The sequence below is a fragment of the Nocardioides oleivorans genome (assembly GCF_004137255.1).
Classification (GTDB): domain Bacteria; phylum Actinomycetota; class Actinomycetes; order Propionibacteriales; family Nocardioidaceae; genus Nocardioides; species Nocardioides oleivorans.
The window spans coordinates 3,032,607-3,051,010 of record NZ_SDWT01000001.1 but is presented as its reverse complement, the minus strand read 5'-3'; the positions used below and the strand labels follow the sequence as shown (position 1 = coordinate 3,051,010).

The following is an 18,404-nucleotide window of genomic DNA, read 5'->3' as shown; positions in this document are numbered from 1 at the left end:
ACCCACCCCGAGGTGAGCGTCGCGTGCTTTGATCGGGGGGTGCCAGTCGAGAAGCGGATCGGGGTCTGCAACCTCTGCGAGGCGATCTGCGGCCTCGAGATCACGATCGAGGGCCGTGACGTGACCGGTGTCCGCGGCAATCCCGCCGACCCGCTCTCGCGCGGCCACGTCTGCCCCAAGGGCGTCGCGATCGGGGACGTGTACGCCGATCCCGACCGGTTGCGGCGACCGGTGAGGCGGGTCGGCGAGGGTGCCGGCGCGACGTGGGAGGAGATCGGCTGGGACGAGGCGTTCGACCTCGTCGCCGAGCGCCTGGCCGCGACCATCAACGAGCACGGCGACGACGCGCTGGGCGTCTACCTCGGCAACCCCAACGCGCACAGCCTCGGCGCGATGACCCACGGCACTGCCATGTTCAAGTCGTTCCGGACGAGGAACCGCTACTCCGCGACGTCGGTCGACCAGCTCCCCCACCAGCTGGTGGCGCACCTGGTGTTCGGCCACCAGCTCTTCCTCCCGATCCCCGACATCGACCGGACGTCGTGGTTCCTGGTGATCGGCGCGAACCCGATGGCGTCCAACGGCTCTCTGATGACCGTGCCCGACTTCCCACGGCGGGTGCGCGACCTCCGCTCCCGCGGCGGCCGGATGGTCGTGCTCGACCCGCGCCGCACGGAGACCGCGAAGGTCGCCGACGAGCACCACTTCGTCCGACCCGGCACCGACGCATGGGTCCTGCTCGCCCTGCTGCACGTGCTCACCACCGAGCTCGCCGACCGGCTGCCGCCGGCCGCGTCCTACGTCGACGGCCTGGACACGGTGGTCGGGCTCGTCGCGGACTTCACCCCCGAGCGCGCCGAGGCGATGAGCGGCCTCCCGGCCGACGTCGTACGCCGTCTCGCCCGCGAGCTCGTGGCCGCCGACGCCGGTGTCGTCTACAGCCGCATCGGCGTCTCCGCCGGGCCGTGGGGCACGGTCTGCCAGTGGGCGGTCACCTGCCTCAACGTCCTCAGCGGCAACCTCGACCGACCGGGTGGGGCGATGTTCACCTCACCGGCGATCGACGCGGTGGGCACCGGCCTCATCGGTCGCGGGCACTTCGACGCCTGGCGCTCGCGGGTGCGCGGCCTGCCCGAGACGGCCGGCGAGCTGCCGGTCTCGGCACTGCGCGAGGAGATCGAGACGCCCGGCGAGGGGCAGGTGCGCGCCGTGCTCACGGTCGCCGGCAACCCCGTCCTCTCCACGCCCGACGGGTCGCGCCTCGACGGTGCGCTGCGCGGACTCGACTTCATGGCGGCCGTCGACATCTACGTCAACGAGACGACCCGTCACGCCGACGTGATCCTGCCGCCGACGACTGCCCTCGAGCGCGACCACTACGACCTGGTCTTCCACCTGCTCGCTGTCCGCAACACCGCGCGCTTCACCCCGGCGGTCTTCGAGAAGGACGCCGACCAGCGCCACGACTGGCAGATCTTCCGCGAGATCACGCTGCGCACCACCGCGCGGCTCACCCGCAAGCCACCGCTGAGGAAACAGCTCGTGCAGCGCGCCCGGCTCACCGCGAGCCCGACCCTGCTCATCACCGGGCTCCTGCGGCGTGGCGACAGCGGCGTGACCATGAAGAAGCTGCGTGCCCGCCCGTCGGGCCTCGACCTCGGTCCGCTGCGCGGGGGCCAGCTCCCGCGACGCCTGCCGGCGAAGGGCAAGCGGGTCGACCTCGCGCCCGCGCTCGTCGTCGAGGACGTCGCCCGCCTGGCCGCGGTCGCGACGCCCGCCGACCACGAGCTGCTGCTCATCGGACGGCGGCACCAGCAGGACTGCAACTCGTGGATGCACAACTCGCAGCGCCTGACCAAGGGCCGCGCCCGCCACCAGCTGCTGATGAACCCGGCCGACCTCGCCTCCCGCGAGATCACCGACGGCGCACGCGTGCGGGTCACCTCGCGGGTCGGCTCGGTCGAGGTGGAGGTCGCCGCCTCCGACGACCTGATGCCCGGGGTGGTCTCGCTCCCCCACGGCTACGGCCACGCGAGGGACGGCGTCCTGATGACCCGCAGCCGCGAGGTGCCCGGCGTGTCCGTCAACGACCTCACCGACCCCGAGCTGCTCGACGTGTCGGGCAACGCCGCCCTCAACGGCGTACCCGTCGCGGTGACGCCCGCCTGACCCGGGCGCGCCCGGGACGTCATGGGGAGCGGTCGCCCCCGCGACCACTCCCCATGACCGTGCGGACCGAGGTCATCGCCTCCGGTCGTACGCGGTGCCGCCGGAGCGGCCGTCCTCCCGGTCGGACCTCTTCCCTTCCGCTTCCTTCTCGTCCGCCCGGCCGTCGCGCGACCTCGGCTCGGGCACGAGGGGGTTGGTGACCTCGGGCGCGGTGGCCCGGTCGGGCGTCGGGAAGGCCGCGCCCGTGAGGTCCGCACGTCGTCGCTCCGAGCGCGCCGGACGGTCACGCTCCCCCAGCGGGTAGACGTTCCAGCGCGTGACGTCGCCGAGCACCCACGGCACCTTGACGGCCTGCTGGTCGTAGCAGCCGACAGCGAGCGGCCGACCGGACTGGTCGAAGAGCTGGACGCCGGTCAATGGCTGGCCCTCGGCGTCGTAGGCCGAGATGTTGCAGACCTCGTTGCCGCGGTTCGTCAGGCCACCCTGGCCCGCGTCCCACTGACCGTCGCTGTAGCCGTCGTCGTAGCGGTTCCACGACTGCTGCTCGAGCTGCCCCAGGATCACCGGCACCGCCAGGATCGCGCCGAGGTTCAGCAGCAGCAGGACCGTCCGCGCCAGCACGGCGGTGCTGCCACCGGGCCACACCCGGCCGAGCCCGACAAGCGTGCTGCCGACGACGCACACGAGCAGGATGAGCAGGGCCGTGGCCTGCTCGACCCCGGGCAGCCAGACGAAGCCGTAGTCGTACCAGCCCGGCACGAGCCGGGCGACGACGACCGCTGCCGCCCACGCACGCAGCACCCACCATGCCGGCCGCAGGACGAGGATCCCCTGCCACACCGGCGCCACCCGCGGGTGCGAGATCCACCGGTCCCAACGCTCGACGCCCTCGCGCGCGAGGTCTCCCAGTCCCACACCACCTCGCAGGATCGAGGGACGCGCCGCCGGCTCGAACCCGGCTGCGGCGCGCAGCTCGCGGGCGTACTCCACCGGGTCGCCGAGCACCGCCCCGCCGTGCTCGGCGACCTGGTCGGTGAGGTCCGCCTCGAGACCCTCGGTCAGCTCGAGCCGGTCCTCGTCGGAGAGGTCGTCGAGCAGCTCGCGGACCCGCGCGACGAACGCGGAGACGTCGGGACGGACGGGGAGTTCGGTGGTGTTCATGCGCTGGCTCCCTGGGAGGTGGGGTGCGGAACGGGTCCGGCGAGGAGCCCGTCCAGGGTGGTGGCGAAGGCTCGCCAGTCGTCGCCCTGGCGCTTGAGCTGGTCGCGACCGATCGGCGTGATCCCGTAGTACTTGCGGTGCGGGCCGCTCTCGGACGGGACGACGTACGACGTCAGCGCGCCGGCGGCGTAGAGGCGACGGAGCGTGCCGTAGACCGAGGCGTCGCCGACCTCGCTCAGGCCGCCGTCGCGCATGCGCCGGACGATGTCGTAGCCGTAGCCGTCCTCCCCCTGCACGACCGCGAGGACGGCGAGGTCGAGCACTCCCTTCAAGAGCTGCGTCTGATCCATGCGCCGCACACTACTACGCACTGCGAAGTACCACGCGCCATGGAACAGCGGCGGCGTGTCGACGGCAGGTCCCGCCTCGCGGCCCGCAGGCGCAACCCGGCGTTGACGTCGTGCGGTTCGCCCGCAGGTCGTGGTTCATTGTCTACTGAACCGATAGACAAATCTCGGAAAGGCACGCTCATGACCCTCCAGCTCGAGCAGGACCACATCGCCGCCGAGGACGTCCGGGTGCACCGGCTCGGTGGTCGCATCGGCGCCCGCATCGACGGCGTCCGGCTCTCCGGCAGCCTCGACGACGCCACCGTGCAGCGCGTGCGCGAGGCGATCCTGGCGCACAAGGTCGTCTTCCTCCGCGGCCAGGAGCACCTCGACGACGATGCCCACATCGCCTTCGCCGAGCGGCTCGGACCGCTCACCACGGCGCACCCGACGGTCAACACCGGCAGCGAGCGGATCTACACCCTCACCGCCAACAAGGGCATGGCCGCCAACAGCTGGCACACCGACGTCACCTTCGTCGACCGGGTGCCGGCCTTCAGCGTGCTGCGCGGAGTGACGATCCCGCCCTACGGCGGCAACACGGTGTGGGCCAACACCGTCGACGCCTACGACCGGCTCCCCGACCCGCTCAAGGCGCTGGTCGAGAACCTGTGGGCGGTGCACACCAACGCCTACGACTACGCCGACCGCGACGAGACCGAGGACCACGACGACGCCGTCGCCGTCGCCCGGCGCGCGGAGTTCCGGCGCACGACCTACGAGACGCAGCACCCGGTCGTGCGGGTGCACCCCGAGACCGGGGAGCGCGCCCTGCTGCTCGGCCACTTCGTCAAGCAGTTCGTCGGCCTCAACCAGCTCGAGTCGAGCACGCTCTTCAACCTGCTCCAGAACCGGGTCACCCGCCTGGAGAACACCATCCGCTGGACCTGGCAGGAGGGCGACGTCGCCATCTGGGACAACCGGGCCACCCAGCACTACGCCGTCGCCGACTTCGGTGAGGAGCCCCGCGAGGTGCGCCGGATCACCGTCGCAGGCGACGTCCCGGTGTCCGTCGACGGCCGTCGCAGCGAGGTGCTCGTCGGCGACGCGACAGGGTTCGCCGACATCGACCGACTGATCAGCTGAGACGCACGAGAGCCCCCGCCGGTCGCACCGGCGGGGGCTCTCGTCGAGGAGTCGTCAGGCGCTGACGTCACCGAGGACGGCGAGGATGTCGTCCGGGCTCTGCGCCGCATCGAGGGCGGCGATCTTGGCGTCGTCGGTGAAGGCGCCCGCGAGCGCCTGGAGCACCACCAGGTGATCGTCGCCGGCACCGGCGATGCCGACGACGTACTTCGCCGGGCTGCCCTTCCAGTCGACGGGCTCGTCGTAGCGCACGAAGGAGATCGCCGTGTGCTCGATGAGCGACTTGGCCTCGTTGGTGCCGTGCGGGATCGCCAGGCCGTTGCCCATGAACGTCGACACCGAGGTCTCGCGCTCGTGCATCGCCTCGACGTAGGCCTCCGGCACCGCCCCGCTGGCCACCAGCAGGTTGCCGGCCTCGGTGATCGCACCGTCACGGTCGCGGGCCTGGCCGCCCAGCACGATCGACTCCCGGCTCAGTACGTCGCTCATCTGTCACTCCTCAGCAGTTCGTCGCCGTCACGGACGGCAGGTGGCTCGTGGCGCCCATCACACCACATCGGTGGTGGTGGACCGGGGTGCCGGCCGGTGCGGCCGGACGTCGTACGACAACGGGCCCGGCGCTCCGCGGAGGAGGACCGGGCCCGTGTCACGTGACCCGCTCGGGACGGGTCACCCGTCGCATCAGGACGGGTTGTTCTCCTGGACCATCGCGACGATCTCGTCGTAGCGGGGGCTGCCCATGAAGTTGTCGACCGACACGTGGATCGCGGACGGGGTCTTCTCCCGGGCGCGGTCCGTCAGGTCCTGGTGGGTGACCACCAGGTCGATGTCGTCGGTCAGGTTGGAGATGGCCTTGTTGACCACCGTGACCTCGGAGTGGCCCGAGTCCTGGATCTTCTTGCGGAGCACCGAGGCGCCCATCGCCGAGGAGCCCATGCCGGCGTCGCAGGCGAACACGATGTTGCGGATCTCCTTGGTCGCGGTGGCGGTGGTGGCGGTGGCGGCGGTGCCACCGGTCAGCGCGCTGGCGACCGAGGACTTCTTGCCCTTGTTGGCCTCCATCTGCGCGGTGGCGGCGGCCAGGTCGACGTCCTCCTCGCTCCGGTCGAGCTTGAGCAGGATGGCGGCGACGACGAAGGTCACGATGAGCGCGCTCGACCAGCACAGGGTCACGCCGAGGACGCTCCCCTTGGCCACCGACGAGTACACCGCGAAGATCGATCCGGGCGCGGCCGGTGCGACCAGGCCGGAGTCGAAGATGACGTTCATCAGGGTGCCGGTGGCGCCACCGGCGATCAGGGCGAGGAGCAGGCGCGGCTTGGCGAGCACGTAGGGGAAGTAGACCTCGTGGATGCCGCCGAGGAACTGGATGACCAGCGCGCCGGGGGCGGTCGCCTTCGAGACACCCTTGCCGAAGAACATGAACGCGAGGAGCATGCCGGCACCCGGGCCGGGGTTGGCCTCGAGCAGGAACAGGGCCGAGTGACCGATCTGCTTGGCCTGGTCGAGGCCGAGGGGGGTCAGCACGCCGTGGTTGATCGCGTTGTTGAGGAACAGCACCTTGGCGGGCTCGATGAAGATCGCGGTGAACGGCAGGAGGCTGTTGTCGACGAGGAACTCGACGACGTTGCCGAGGATCTCCATCACGGCGCGGACGATCGGGCCGAGGATGAACATGGCGCCGATGGCCATGAGCGCGCCCGCGATGCCGGCCGAGAAGTTGTTGACGAGCATCTCGAAGCCGGGCTTGATCTTGCCGTCCCACAGGCCGTCGAGCTTCATGATCACGTAGCCGCCGAGCGGGCCCATGATCATCGCGCCGAGGAACATCGGCGAGCCGCCGGTCTCGGTGTAGACCTCGTTGAAGAGCGGCGAGCTGGTCGCCATGATGATGCCCATCGTCGCGGTGGCACCGACCACGCCGCCGCGGACCTTGTAGATGTTGTAGCCGCCGGTGTAGGCGATCAGCAGCGGGATCAGGTAGTAGATGCCCGGGCCCACGATGGTCGCGATCTTCTCGTTGGGCGTCCAGCCCACCGGGATGAAGAACGCGGTGATCAGGCCCCACGCGATGATCGCGCCGATGTTGGGCATGACCATGTTGGAGAGGAACGTGCCGAACTTCTGCACGCGCACCCGCGCGCCGGTGCTCGACGCCGGAGTGGAAGTTGTGGTCGCCATGCTTGATGTCCTCCAGTTGAGCCAGGGGGTGGGTGACCCCCATCACATGATGCCGTGATTAAACCGCACGAACGGGCATGTTGCCAAGCATTCGGGCACGATTTCGTGCCCGACTGTGTGGCTTTCTCAGGAAACGAGCGCCCACGTGTCCTCGGCGGCGGAGGAACCAGGTGGTCGGCGACCGACCGCGGGCTCCCCTACCCGCCGAGCTGGCTGTCGAACAGCGCCTTCTCGACCTCGCCGTTCCACGTGTTGCCGGGACCGAGCTTGGCGGCGACCTCGGGCAGCTTCTCCTCGAGCTCGTCGAGCCCCATCAGCGGGAGATCGTCGATCTGGGGGAAGATCAGCACCTTGCCTGAGTAGCTGCCGTCCACGAGGGCCTGGAGCCCGTCCTTCGCGGCCCGCATGCCGCCCACGGCGCCGACGATCGATCCCGGTGACAGCTCGCCGCGGGTGGCCAGGTCGACCACCTGCTGCTGGTCGTGGATCGTCAGTCCCGACGTCCCGGTGTACTGGGCGTTGTCGAGGTACACCTCGCTCAGGTTGACCGGCGCCAGCGTGCCGTTGGGCACCCCGGCGAAGAAGACCAGCATGCCGTCCGACCTCATCAGGGTGTCGGCCTCGGCCATCACGTCCGCGATGGGGACGCTGACGACCACGTCGTCGGCGCCCCGGTCGTCGGTGAGGCCCATGACGAAGTCGTGGAGGGACACCTCCGAGGTCTGCGAGTTGAAGGTGATCAGCTCGCAGCCGTTGCTCTCCGCGAGGTGGGCCAGGCGGTCCTCGAGGCTCTTGAGGCGCTCGTCGCTGACCTCCGTGGCCACGATGGTGCGCGGACCGTCGGCCTGCTGGATGGCTCGCTGGACGTGCATCAGGCCCATCGGCCCTCCGGCGCCGACGAAGACCGTGACGCCCTGGCGACGCAGGTCGCAGCGGTTGCGCGCCTCTCCGTAGGAGGCGGCGATGTCCGGACCGCGGCCACCGACGTAGGCGGTGTAGTCGTAGTGGAGCCGGCCCACGTCGGTGCTCACCAGGCCGTCGAGGGCGGTCTCGCCCACCATGTTGAGGGTGCCCCGCCGGGCGATGTGCGTCGCGACGGCGCCGACGGTGTCCGCGGAGCGCGGGTCGAGCATGACGATGTCGTCGAAGCCCGTGCCGTCGGTCAGCTCGTCCACGAGCGCCTGGAAGTCGTCGGTGCCGATGCCGTCGCGGACGACCACGGTCGCCGAGGTGGCCTCGACCAGCCTCGCCACGGAGGCCGGGACGTCGGTCAGCACGATGGTGGCCGGTGCGTCCAGCCCGGACGAGAAGTCGTACTCCCTCTCGTCGCCTGGCCGGCCGACGATCCACATGGTCCCGCCGCCCTTGGGCTCGAGTCGGCGACGCTGGGTGTAGGCCGCCATCACGCAGCCCCACGGCTCCAGCGTGGAGGCCTCGGCGTAGCCGAACGAGTCCGGGAGCGGCAGCAGGCAGGCGCCGTCGTCGGTCTCGAGCATCTCCGCGCCCATGAGGTGGTACTGGATCAGGCCGCCGGGGATCGTGTAGCCGTAGGCGGTGCTCTTGCCGTCCTGGTAGATGTCTGGCTGCACGGCGAGGCGCTGGCCCGCGTGGTAGCGGTCCTTCAGGTGGTCGCCGACCTCGATGACGGTGAGGCTGACCTCGTGCCCCAGCCGGGTGGGGTCGTGGGCCAGGTCGCGGTTGTAGAGCTTCGGGTGGCTGCCGCCTTGGCGCATGATCTTCACGTCGGAGAAGCAGAGGCCCACGCTGTCGATGCGCACCAGCATGTGGTCGGCGTCGGGCGTGGGGACGGGGAGCAGCTCGGGGCCGTCGTCCTTGCCCATGTTGTCCTCGCCCGCGCCGTGCAGCTGCCAGGCCCAGGCGCCGTCGGGCACGTCGAGATCGGCCGCGCGGTAGCGGTCATACGCTGAGGTCATGCTTCCTCCAAGGTGAGTGGGACGGGGCCTCCGGGGACGACACCGTTGCCCCGGGACGGAGACGGAGCTCCCGGGGCTGGTCTCGCCCGGCGGGGCGAGGAGTCGATGGGCTCAAGGCCTCAGTGGCCCAGCAGCTCACGGACGGCCGCACGGGCGGCCATCGGGTCGGGGGCGCCGAGGGCGGCCTCGGCGGCGGCCTCGCACGTCTCGAAGGTGACCTTGCCGAGCTGGGCGCCGACGGGGCGCACGGCGCGGGCGGCCATCGAGAGCGACGTGATGCCCATGCCGATGAGCGCCGTCGCGAGCAGCGGGTCGGCCGCAGCCTCCCCGCAGACGCCGACGGGCTTGCCCGCCTCGGTGCCGGCGTGGGCGGTGATCGCGATGAGCTGGAGCACGGCCGGCTGCCAGGGATCAGTCAGGTGCGCCAGGTCGGTGGCCATGCGGTCGGCCGCCATGGCGTACTGGGTGAGGTCGTTGGTGCCGATCGAGAGGAAGTCGACGACCTCGAGCATCCGGTGCGCGAGCAGCGCCGCACTCGGGATCTCCACCATGACGCCCGCCTTGAGCCCGCGGCTCTTGACCTTCTCGGCGAAGTCGGCGGCCTCGGCGACGGTGGCGACCATCGGTGCCATCACCCAGGTCTCGGTGCCGGTCCTCTCGGCGGCGGCCGCGATGCCGTCGAGCTGGCGCTCCATCAGGCCGGGGTTGTCGAAGCTGAGCCGCAGGCCACGGACGCCGAGGGCGGGGTTCTCCTCGCCCTCGTGGGTGGCGAACGCGATCGGCTTGTCGGAGCCGGCGTCGAGGGTGCGCACGACGACGTAGCGGTCGTCGGAGTAGGGCGCGAGGACGGCGCTGTAGATGTCGGCCTGCTCCTCGACGCTCGGCTCCTCCTTGCGGTCGAGGAAGCACAGCTCGGTGCGGAACAGGCCCACGCCACCGACCGGCTCGACGCCCGCGGTCTCCGCGGAGGCACCGTCGGCGACGTTGGCGAGCAGCTTGAACGGCATGCCGTCCGCGGTCGAGGCCGGGCCGCTCCAGCTCGCGAGCTCCTCGCGCAGGCGCCGGCTCTCCTCGACCCGCGCCCGGGCCTCCTCGGGGTCGGCGCCCTGCTCGATCGTGCCGGACTCGCCGTCGACGACGACGAACGTGCCGGCAGCGAGCCCGGTGATGCCGGCGGCACCGACGATGCACGGGATGCCGAGCTGCCTGGCGATGATCGCGGTGTGGCTGGTCGCGCCGCCACGCTCGGTGACCAGCGCGGTCACCAGCGACGGGTCGAGACCGGAGGTGTCGCTCGGGGCGAGGTCCTCGGCCACCAGGATCGAGGGCTCCTTCGGCGTCGGCACACCCGGCTCCGGCTCGCCGACGAGGTGGGCGACGACGCGGCGCTCGATGTCGCGCAGGTCGGTGACCCGCTCGGCCATCAGGCCGCCCATGTTGGTGAAGATCGTGACGAACTGCTCGACGGCACCCTGGACCGCGGCCACCGGGCCCTGGCCGGCCTGCAGGTTCTTCGACACCGCGCCACGCAGGCCCTTGTCGCGCGCGAGGCCGGCGCTCGCTGTCAGCACCTCGGCGGCGGCGCCCTGCGCCTTGCCCGCCTTCGCGGTGAACGTGTCGGCCAAGGCGGCCGCTGCGTCGTCGTAGGCCGCGAGGGCTGCGTCGGCGTCGGCGAAGTCGCCCTCACCGAACCGGGCGATCGCGTCGGGCGACACCTCGCCGCGCACGTGGAGGACGGGGCCTGCGGCAACACCCGGAACGACCGGGGTCCCGCTGAGGGAGGGGCTCTCGGGTGTGGTCATGGACACACCGTAGAGCCTAGGCTTGTTGACAAGCAACACGTTCGGGACTAAAACAACACATACACAGATCCCGGGAGGACCATGTACGCCGAAGAGCGCCAGCAGGCGATGGCTCACCTGATCAGCCGTCGAGGCCGCCTGTCCGTCGTCCAGCTGTCCGAGGAGTTCGACGTGACCACGGAGACCGTACGCCGTGACCTCTCCACCCTCGACCGGATGGGTCTCGTCCGGCGTGTGCACGGGGGCGCGGTGCCCGCCGGCTCGCTCACCGTCATCGAGTCCGGCATCGGCGAGCGCGACCAGTCCAACACCCAGGCCAAGGAGGCGATCGCGACCGCGGCGCTCTCCCTGCTGCCCTCCCCCGACTCCGTCGTGGTCATCGACGCCGGCAGCACGACCTCGCGCTTCGCCGCCGCGCTCCCCCGCGACCACCGGCTGACCGTCGTCACGCACGCTGTGCCGGTCGCCACCCGCCTCGCCGGACTGCCGCAGATCGAGCTCCACCTGCTGCCCGGCAAGGTCCGCCCGGCCACCCACGCAGCCGTCGGCGCCGACACCGTCGCCGCGCTCGCCGAGCTCCGCGCCGACGTGGCCTTCATCGCCACCAACGGCATCACGGTGGGCCACGGGCTGACCACCCCCGACAGCGACGAGGCCGCCAGCAAGCGCGCGATGATCGCGTGCGCGCGCCGGACCGTCGTGCTCGCCGACTCCACCAAGTTCGGCGTCGAGACCGCGGTGCGCTTCGCGACGCTCGACAGTCTGGACGTGCTGGTCACCGACAGCGACATCGAAGCCGCGGACCGCCGCGCGCTGGAATCCGCCGGAATCGAGGTAGTGATCGCATGATCCTGACCCTGACCCCCAACCCGAGCTTCGACCGCACCGTCGCGCTCGACGGTGAGCTCAGCCGTGGCCAGGTCCACCGGGTGCTCTCGGTGACGTCGCAGGCCGGCGGCAAGGGGGTCAACATCTCCCGCGCCGCGGTGAGCGCCGACATCCCCAGCATCGCCGTCGTACCCGCCCTCAAGGACGACCCGTTCGTGCTCGAGCTGCTCGGCGCCGGCATCGACTGCCGCCCCGTGCGCCCGGCCGGGGCGGTGCGGGTCAACCTGACCATCACCGAGCCCGACGGGACGACCACCAAGCTCAACTCCCCCGGCGCCGAGGTCGCCCACGACGACCTCGAGCGGATGGTGGAGGCCGTGCTCGCACGCGCCGGCACGGCCGCGTGGACCGTGCTGGCGGGCTCCCTGCCCGCGGGCGCCCCCGCAGGCTTCTACGCCGACCTCGTACGACGCCTGCGCGCCGTCGGCGGCCACGTCGCCGTCGACACCAGCGAGGCGCCGCTGCAGGCGCTGGTCGAGGCGCTGCCCGACGCCGCGCCCGACCTGATGAAGCCCAACGGCGAGGAGCTCGCCTCCTTCACCGGCGGCGACGCCGACGAGCTCGAGTCCGACCCGGCGGCCACGGCCGTCGCCGCTCGCCAGCTCATCGACCGGGGCGTCGGCGCTGTGCTGGCGACGCTCGGCGGCAACGGCGCCGTCCTGGTCACCGCGGAGGGTGCGTGGCACGCCACGCCCCCGCCCACCACCGTCGTCAGCACCGTGGGCGCCGGCGACTCCAGCCTCTTCGGCTACCTGCTCGGCGACATCAGGGGTCTTGCGGCTCCCGAGCGCCTGGCGTTGGCTGTGGCCTACGGCAGCGCCGCCGCAGGACTACCTGGCACCACCATCCCCCTGCCCTCGCAGCTCCGCACGGAGCTCGTCGGCGTCACCGCACTGACCGCTTCTTCGGGAGGCACCGCATGACCGACCTGATCACCACCGACCTCGTGCGCCTCGGTGCCGACTGGGGTGCCGACAAGCAGGACGTGATCCGCGCCCTCGCCGCCGTCGTCGAGGACGCCGGACGCGCCAGCGACAAGGACCAGCTGATCACCGACGCGTTCGCGCGCGAGTCGACCTCGGCGACGGGGCTGCCCGGTGGCATCGCGATCCCCCACTGCCGCACGACCGGGGTGGAGACCCCGACCCTGGCGTTCGCCCGGCTCGACCCGCCGGTCGACTTCGGTGCCAAGGACGGCCCGGCCGACCTCGCCTTCCTGATCGCCGCCCCGGCCGGCGGCGACGCCGACCACCTCACGATCCTCACCAAGCTCGCCCGCGCCCTCGTGAAGCCCGCCTTCACCGACGCGCTGCGCACGGCCGAGACGCCCCAGGACGTCGTCGACCTGATCGCCCACGAGCTGGGCGAGCCGGCCCCCTCGACCAGCAAGCCGGCTCCGTCCGGTGCCCCCTCGGGTGCCGCCACCCCCGCCGGCGAGGTCACCTCGACCCCGCAGGCAGCGCCGGCCGCTGCACCCGCGGCGACGTCCGGCGGCAAGCCGTCGCTCGTCGCGGTCACCGCCTGCCCGACCGGCATCGCGCACACCTACATGGCGGCCGAGGCCCTCGAGGCCGCCGCCGAGCGCGCCGGCGTGCAGCTCGAGGTCGAGACGCAGGGCTCGGCCGGCTCGACGCCGCTCGCACCCGGCACCATCGCCGCGGCCGGTGCCGTGATCTTCGCTGTCGACGTGGGGGTCCGTGACCGCAGCCGCTTCGCCGGCAAGCCCATGGTCAGCTCCGGTGTGAAGCGGCCGATCGACGACGCCGACGCGATGATCGCCGAGGCGCTGAAGTACGCCGCCGACCCGGCCGGATCGCCGAAGGTCGAGGGCGACGCGTCCGGAGGCGCCGGCGCAGGTGCCGGCGGCGGGGCTGCCGAGGAGTCGTGGGGCGGTCGCATCCGCCGCGTGCTGATGACCGGCGTGTCCTACATGATCCCGTTCGTCGCGGCCGGTGGTCTGCTGATCGCGCTCGGCTTCCTCTTCGGCGGCTACGAGATCGTCACCGACGGCCAGAGCATCGCCGTCGACAACACCTTCTTCAACCTGCCCGACGTCGACGCGCTCGGGCTCGACCACGCACTCGGCGGCAGCGCGTTCTTCGCCTACATCGGGGCTCTGCTCTTCACCCTCGGCGCCGCCGCCTTCGGCTTCCTCGTGCCGGCGCTGGCCGGCTACATCGCCTACGCCATCGCCGACCGCCCGGGCATCGCGCCCGGCTTCGTGATGGGCGCGATCGCCGGTGCCATCAACTCGGGCTTCCTCGGCGGCATCGTCGGTGGTGCGCTCGCCGGCACCGTGGCGCTGTGGATCACCCGGTGGAAGGTGCCGACGTGGATGCGGGGGCTCATGCCGGTCCTCGTCATCCCGCTGCTCGCGACCCTCATCTCCGGCTTCATCATGGTGGTCGTCCTCGGCAAGCCGCTCGCCGGTCTCATGACGGCGCTCGCCGACGGGCTCAACAGCCTCCAGGGCGGCTCGGCGATCATCCTGGGCATCATCCTGGGCCTGATGATGGCCTTCGACATGGGCGGCCCGCTCAACAAGACCGCCTACGCCTTCGCGACGGCCGGCCTCGGCGCCGCCGCGACCGCGACCGACGCCCCCGAGCTGAAGGTCATGGCCGCGGTCATGCTGTCCGGCATGGTGCCGCCGCTGGCCCTGGCGCTCGCGACGGTCGTACGCCCGGGGCTCTTCACCGTCCCCGAGCGCGAGAACGGCAAGGCGGCCTGGGCCATGGGGGCCTCCTTCATCACCGAGGGCGCCATCCCGTTCGCCGCTGCCGACCCGCTGCGCGTGATCCCTTCGATCATGGCGGGCAGCGCGGTCACCGGCGCCCTCTCGATGGGTCTGGACGTCGGCCTGCGTGCCCCGCACGGTGGAGTGTTCGTCCTCTTCGCGGTCGACAACAAGCTCGGCTTCCTGATCGCTCTCGTCGCGGGCACGCTGGTGGCCGCCGCGCTGGTGATCGTGCTCAAGTCGATGGGCCGCACCTCCAACGACGTCGCTACTGTCTGACCCACAAACCCCTCAGCAACCCGCAGCACACCTAGGAGAACCATGCCCAGCAAGTCCGTCGTCGTCGGCTCCTCCGTCGGCCTGCACGCCCGCCCCGCCGCGATCATCGCCGAGAAGGCCGGCGAGCTCGGCTCCGACGTCACGATCAACGGTGTCGACGCCAGCTCCTCGCTGATGATCATGACCCTCGGCGCCGGTGCCGGCGACACGGTCGAGGTGGCCGGTGACGACCAGGCCGCCGTCGACGCGATCGCCGCACTGGTCGAGCAGGACCTCGACGCCTGACCTGACCTTCGTCAGGACGCCGCCGTGGGCGGTGCGTGAGCCACATTCCGTATGCCGGGGAAGTGGCTCACCCACCGCCCACGCGCGCGTCCGGGGTCGCCTCGCCGATGGGCGGTGCGTGAGCCACATTCTGTTCGCCGCGGAGGTGGCTCACTCACCGCCCACGAGCATGTCCGGCGGGCGAGCGTGCCCACGTCAGCCGCGGAGGTAGCGCACCCGCACCCGGAGGGCCTGCTCGAGCTCCCCCAGCACCTCGGAGAAGAACTCCCGGCGGTAGGTCTCGTCGGTGACGGCGTAGACCGCGAAGTAGAGGCCGCTGAAGGCCGCCAGGAACGTCGAGACCTGGACGAGCTCGAGACTGATCGGGCGGATCCCCCACAGGTAGGTCAGGTCGCCGCCGATCCAGGCCACCAGGACCTCCTCCTTCATCGCGACCGCGCCGAAGACGATGAAGAAGGCGAAGACCGCCAGCGCCAGCAGCAGCACCTGGAAGGCTTGGGTGATGAGCAGGACGAGGACCAGGTTCGTGCGCTGGAGGCCGACCACGTCGGCGTCGTCACCGAGCTCCTCGCGACCGATCTCGTCGTCGAGCCGGTCGACCTCCTCGACCAGGCGCACGACCAGGAAGCCGGCGGCCATGGCGGCGAACAGCATCACCGCACCCCAGAGGATCCCGCCGTCCAGCGCCGAGGCGACCATCCAGACCTCGGTGTTGATGAACAGGAACGTCACGAACAGCAGCAGCATCGGCAGGGCGCGCGTGGCGAGCGGGAACAGCAGCCCGAGGCTCGCCAGGGTCTGGCGCACCGCCCACGCGCCGATCAGGCGCACCCGCAGGGCACGGACGGCGTACGTCGCCGCCACCGCGACGAGCACCGTCGCGCCGACGGAGATCCCCGTGGACACGGCGCCCTCGACGTCGGCCCGGTGCACGAGCCAGCCGGCCGCGACGGCGACGGGGACCGCCAGCAGCAGGCCGACGGCGACCACGACCGCGAGCCGCCCGCGCGCGAGGCGACGGCGTACCTGCTCGCGGATCGGGTCGACGAAGTAGGGCAGCCCGTGGGCCAGGAACCAGGCCTCCGCCTCGGGGCGGGTGCTCGGCTCATCGTGGGTCACGCCAGGACCTGGCGCGCCCGGCGTACGTCGTCGTGCATGGTCTCGATCAGCGCCTCGATGCCCTCGAACTTCACCATCCCGCGCAGGCGGTCGACGAACGCGACCTCGACCTCGACGCCGTAGAGCTCGAGGTCGTCGCGGTCGAGGACGTACGACTCCACGCGACGGTCGCGCTCGCCGTCGAAGGTCGGGTTGGTGCCGACCGAGATGGCCGCGGGGAGGCGCTCCCCCGTGTCGAGGCGGGTCAGCCACCCGGCGTAGACGCCGTCGGCCGGCGCCGCGTCGACCGGCGGGATGGGGACGTTCGCCGTCGGGTAGCCCATCTCCCGGCCACGCTTGTCGCCCTCGACGACCGTGCCCCGGACGGTGAACGCCCGCCCGAGCGCCTCGGCCGCCCCGGCGACGTCGCCGGTGGCCAGGCACTGGCGGACGTAGGTGGAGCTCCAGACCTGGGGCCCGCCGTCGAGCGGCACGCCGACGGTCTCGAAGTCACGGGTCGCGCCGGCCTCGACGAGCGTCGCGACCTCGCCGGCGGCCTTGGCGCCGAAGCGGAAGTTGGCGCCCACCACGACCGCACCGGCGTGCAGCGTGTCGACGAGGATCCGGTCGATGAACTCCTCCGGCGACCAGCTCGCGATCTCGCGGTCGAAGCCGACGACGAGGATCGCGTCGACGCCAGCGGCCTCGAGCAGCCGCGCGCGGGTGTGGATCGAGGTCAGCGTCGGCGGTGCGTGGTCGGGCCGCAGCACCGCCATCGGGTGCGGGTCGAAGGTCACCGCGACCACCGTGTCGATGCCGAGCCGGCTCGCGGTCGCCCGCGCCTCACGCAGCACGTGGGCATGGCCGAGGTGTACGCCGTCGAAGTTGCCGATGCTGACGACCGTGCGGCCGAGGTCGGCCGGCACGTCGTCGACGTCTTGCCAGATCTGCACGGCCAGAGCCTACTGGCGGCGCGAGGCGGAACGGCCGCTCCCCCTGCCGTGGAGGGTGTCGCCTCAGACGAACACCGCGACCGGCTTCGCCTTCACCCCGTGCTGCTCGTAGAGGGCGAGGAACTCCCCGTCCGGGGCGAAGACGGCGTGGGCGCCGTCGCCGGGCAGCGTCAGGTCGAGCGGACGCCCGAAGCGGACGTGGCCGGCCTGCTCCTCGTCGAGGTCGACCGCGGCGAAGGTGCCGCGGGCGGCGTCGGCGATCGGCACGACCGCGAAGTCGTCGGCGAGCTGCTCCAGGGTGCGTGCGACGGCGAGGTCGAAGCTTCCGACAGCAGTACGACGCAGCGCCGTCAGGTGGCCGCCGACGCCGAGCGCGGCGCCGACGTCACGCGCGATGGCGCGGATGTAGGTACCGCTCGAGCACCGCACCGAGATCCGCACCTCGGGCAGCGCCACCTCGTGCACCACGATCTCGTGGATGGTCACCGGCCGGGCCTTGAGCTCGACCTGCTCGCCGTCGCGCACCCGGGCATAGGCACGCTTGCCGTCGACCTTGATCGCCGAGACAGCGGTCGGCACCTGCTCGATGTCACCGACCAGCCTCGCCAGCTCCGCGCGGACGTCGTCCTCGCGGACGCCGTCGGTCGGGGCGGACGAGACGGCCTCGCCCTCGGCGTCGTCGGTCGTCGTGGCGACCCCGAGCAGGAGGGTGGCGTCGTAGGCCTTCTCGGTGAGCATCAGGTGCCCGAGCAGCCGGGTCGCCCGGTCGACCCCGAGCACCAGCACGCCGGTGGCCATCGGGTCGAGGGTGCCGGCGTGCCCGACCTTACGGGTGCCGGCGAGACGGCGGACCCGGGCCACGACGTCGTGCGAGGTCATGCCCGGGGCCTTGTCGACGACGACGAGACCGGGGTCGACCATCAGTCGTCGAGGTCCTCGTCGAGGTCGTCCTCGTCCTCGATCACGCGCGGCTTCTTGTAGGGATCTGCCTCGCCGGCGTACGCCGACCCCCGCCGGGCGGCGACCTCGTCGTCCTGCTGCTTGGCCCGGGCCAGCACCTCGTCGAGCGCGCGGGCCGTCTCGGGCAGCGCGTCGGGGATGAAGGTCAGGGTCGGCACGATCCGCATGCCGAGCTGCTTGGCGACCTCGGAGCGGATGACGCCCTTGGCCGACTCGAGCGCGGCGGCGGTGCTGGCGAGCTCCTCGTCGGCGCCGAGCACGGTGTAGAAGATCGACGCCTGCTGGGAGTCGCCGGTGACGCGGACGTCGGTGATGGTGACGAAGCCGAGCCGCGGGTCCTTGATCCGGCGCTCGAGCATCTCGGCGACGATCACCTGGATCCGGTCGGCGATCTTGCGGACGCGGGGGTTGCTCATGGATCTCACTCTCTCAGAACCGACTGCAGTGATCCCCGGCTGACCGGGGATCACTGAAGTTGTCAG

The 18,404-nt window shown here is 71.6% G+C and carries 16 protein-coding genes; 6 read left to right on the top strand and 10 right to left on the bottom strand.

The window, feature by feature from the left end:
* Positions 1-39 precede the first annotated feature (39 nt).
* Positions 40-2,169 (top strand): molybdopterin-dependent oxidoreductase, encoded by a 2,130-nt coding sequence (locus EUA93_RS14595; RefSeq protein ID WP_207208690.1) that lies wholly within the window; start codon positions 40-42, stop codon positions 2,167-2,169.
* 72 nt (positions 2,170-2,241) lie between these two features.
* On the opposite strand, the gene EUA93_RS14590 is transcribed toward EUA93_RS14595, so the two are convergent.
* A complete protein-coding gene (locus EUA93_RS14590; RefSeq protein WP_129400795.1) occupies positions 2,242-3,330 on the bottom strand; it encodes a DUF1700 domain-containing protein in 1,089 nt (362 codons plus the stop codon).
* Positions 3,327-3,680: a PadR family transcriptional regulator gene (locus tag EUA93_RS14585; protein WP_129400794.1), complete on the bottom strand. Its 354-nt coding sequence runs from the start codon at positions 3,678-3,680 to the stop codon at positions 3,327-3,329. The genes EUA93_RS14590 and EUA93_RS14585 overlap by 4 nt, the downstream gene beginning before the upstream one ends.
* Before the next feature lie 180 nt (positions 3,681-3,860).
* Between EUA93_RS14585 and EUA93_RS14580 the strand changes: the two genes are divergently transcribed.
* A complete protein-coding gene (locus EUA93_RS14580) occupies positions 3,861-4,805 on the top strand; it encodes a TauD/TfdA dioxygenase family protein (RefSeq protein ID WP_129400793.1) in 945 nt (314 codons plus the stop codon).
* A 54-nt stretch (positions 4,806-4,859) separates the two neighbouring features.
* Here the strand turns inward: EUA93_RS14580 and EUA93_RS14575 are convergent, their stop codons facing one another.
* The 4 genes from EUA93_RS14575 to ptsP all read right to left on the bottom strand — a co-directional run bounded on the left by EUA93_RS14575 (position 4,860) and on the right by ptsP (position 10,722).
* Positions 4,860-5,294 carry a PTS mannitol transporter subunit IIA gene (locus EUA93_RS14575; protein ID WP_129400792.1) on the bottom strand — a complete coding sequence of 145 codons (435 nt, stop codon included), beginning with the start codon at positions 5,292-5,294 and terminating at the stop codon, positions 4,860-4,862.
* Between the two features lie 192 nt (positions 5,295-5,486).
* A complete protein-coding gene (locus tag EUA93_RS14570; protein WP_129400791.1) occupies positions 5,487-6,986 on the bottom strand; it encodes a PTS mannitol transporter subunit IIBC in 1,500 nt (499 codons plus the stop codon).
* A gap of 197 nt (positions 6,987-7,183) precedes the next feature.
* Positions 7,184-8,920 (bottom strand): zinc-binding dehydrogenase, encoded by a 1,737-nt coding sequence (locus tag EUA93_RS14565; protein WP_129400790.1) that lies wholly within the window; start codon positions 8,918-8,920, stop codon positions 7,184-7,186.
* Between the two features lie 119 nt (positions 8,921-9,039).
* Entirely contained in the window at positions 9,040-10,722 is a 1,683-nt protein-coding gene (ptsP, locus tag EUA93_RS14560; RefSeq protein ID WP_129400789.1) for a phosphoenolpyruvate--protein phosphotransferase, read from the bottom strand.
* 81 nt (positions 10,723-10,803) lie between these two features.
* On the opposite strand from ptsP, the gene EUA93_RS14555 reads away from it, so the two are divergent.
* The 4 genes from EUA93_RS14555 to EUA93_RS14540 are packed head-to-tail and all read left to right on the top strand — an operon-like array spanning position 10,804 to position 14,911.
* Positions 10,804-11,571: a DeoR/GlpR family DNA-binding transcription regulator gene (locus tag EUA93_RS14555; protein WP_129400788.1), complete on the top strand. Its 768-nt coding sequence runs from the start codon at positions 10,804-10,806 to the stop codon at positions 11,569-11,571.
* Positions 11,568-12,533, top strand: a complete 966-nt coding sequence (locus EUA93_RS14550) for a 1-phosphofructokinase family hexose kinase (protein WP_129400787.1) — start codon at positions 11,568-11,570, stop codon at positions 12,531-12,533. Before EUA93_RS14555 ends, EUA93_RS14550 begins: the two co-directional genes overlap by 4 nt.
* Positions 12,530-14,626: a PTS fructose transporter subunit IIABC gene (locus EUA93_RS14545; protein WP_129400786.1), complete on the top strand. Its 2,097-nt coding sequence runs from the start codon at positions 12,530-12,532 to the stop codon at positions 14,624-14,626. Before EUA93_RS14550 ends, EUA93_RS14545 begins: the two co-directional genes overlap by 4 nt.
* A 42-nt stretch (positions 14,627-14,668) precedes the next feature.
* Entirely contained in the window at positions 14,669-14,911 is a 243-nt protein-coding gene (locus tag EUA93_RS14540; RefSeq protein ID WP_090971926.1) for an HPr family phosphocarrier protein, read from the top strand.
* Positions 14,912-15,106: 195 nt separating this feature from the next.
* Here the strand turns inward: EUA93_RS14540 and EUA93_RS14535 are convergent, their stop codons facing one another.
* The 4 genes from EUA93_RS14535 to rbfA all read right to left on the bottom strand — a co-directional run bounded on the left by EUA93_RS14535 (position 15,107) and on the right by rbfA (position 18,338).
* Positions 15,107-16,030 carry a hypothetical protein gene (locus EUA93_RS14535; protein ID WP_129400785.1) on the bottom strand — a complete coding sequence of 308 codons (924 nt, stop codon included), beginning with the start codon at positions 16,028-16,030 and terminating at the stop codon, positions 15,107-15,109.
* On the bottom strand, positions 16,027-16,962 hold the full coding sequence (locus tag EUA93_RS14530; RefSeq protein ID WP_129400784.1) for a bifunctional riboflavin kinase/FAD synthetase: 936 nt from the start codon (positions 16,960-16,962) through the stop codon (positions 16,027-16,029). Before EUA93_RS14530 ends, EUA93_RS14535 begins: the two co-directional genes overlap by 4 nt.
* A 63-nt stretch (positions 16,963-17,025) precedes the next feature.
* Positions 17,026-17,883, bottom strand: coding sequence for a tRNA pseudouridine(55) synthase TruB (gene truB / locus EUA93_RS14525; protein ID WP_129400783.1), 858 nt, complete (start codon positions 17,881-17,883; stop codon positions 17,026-17,028).
* A complete protein-coding gene (gene rbfA / locus EUA93_RS14520) occupies positions 17,883-18,338 on the bottom strand; it encodes a 30S ribosome-binding factor RbfA (protein ID WP_129400782.1) in 456 nt (151 codons plus the stop codon). The genes truB and rbfA overlap by 1 nt, the downstream gene beginning before the upstream one ends.
* Positions 18,339-18,404 lie beyond the last annotated feature (66 nt).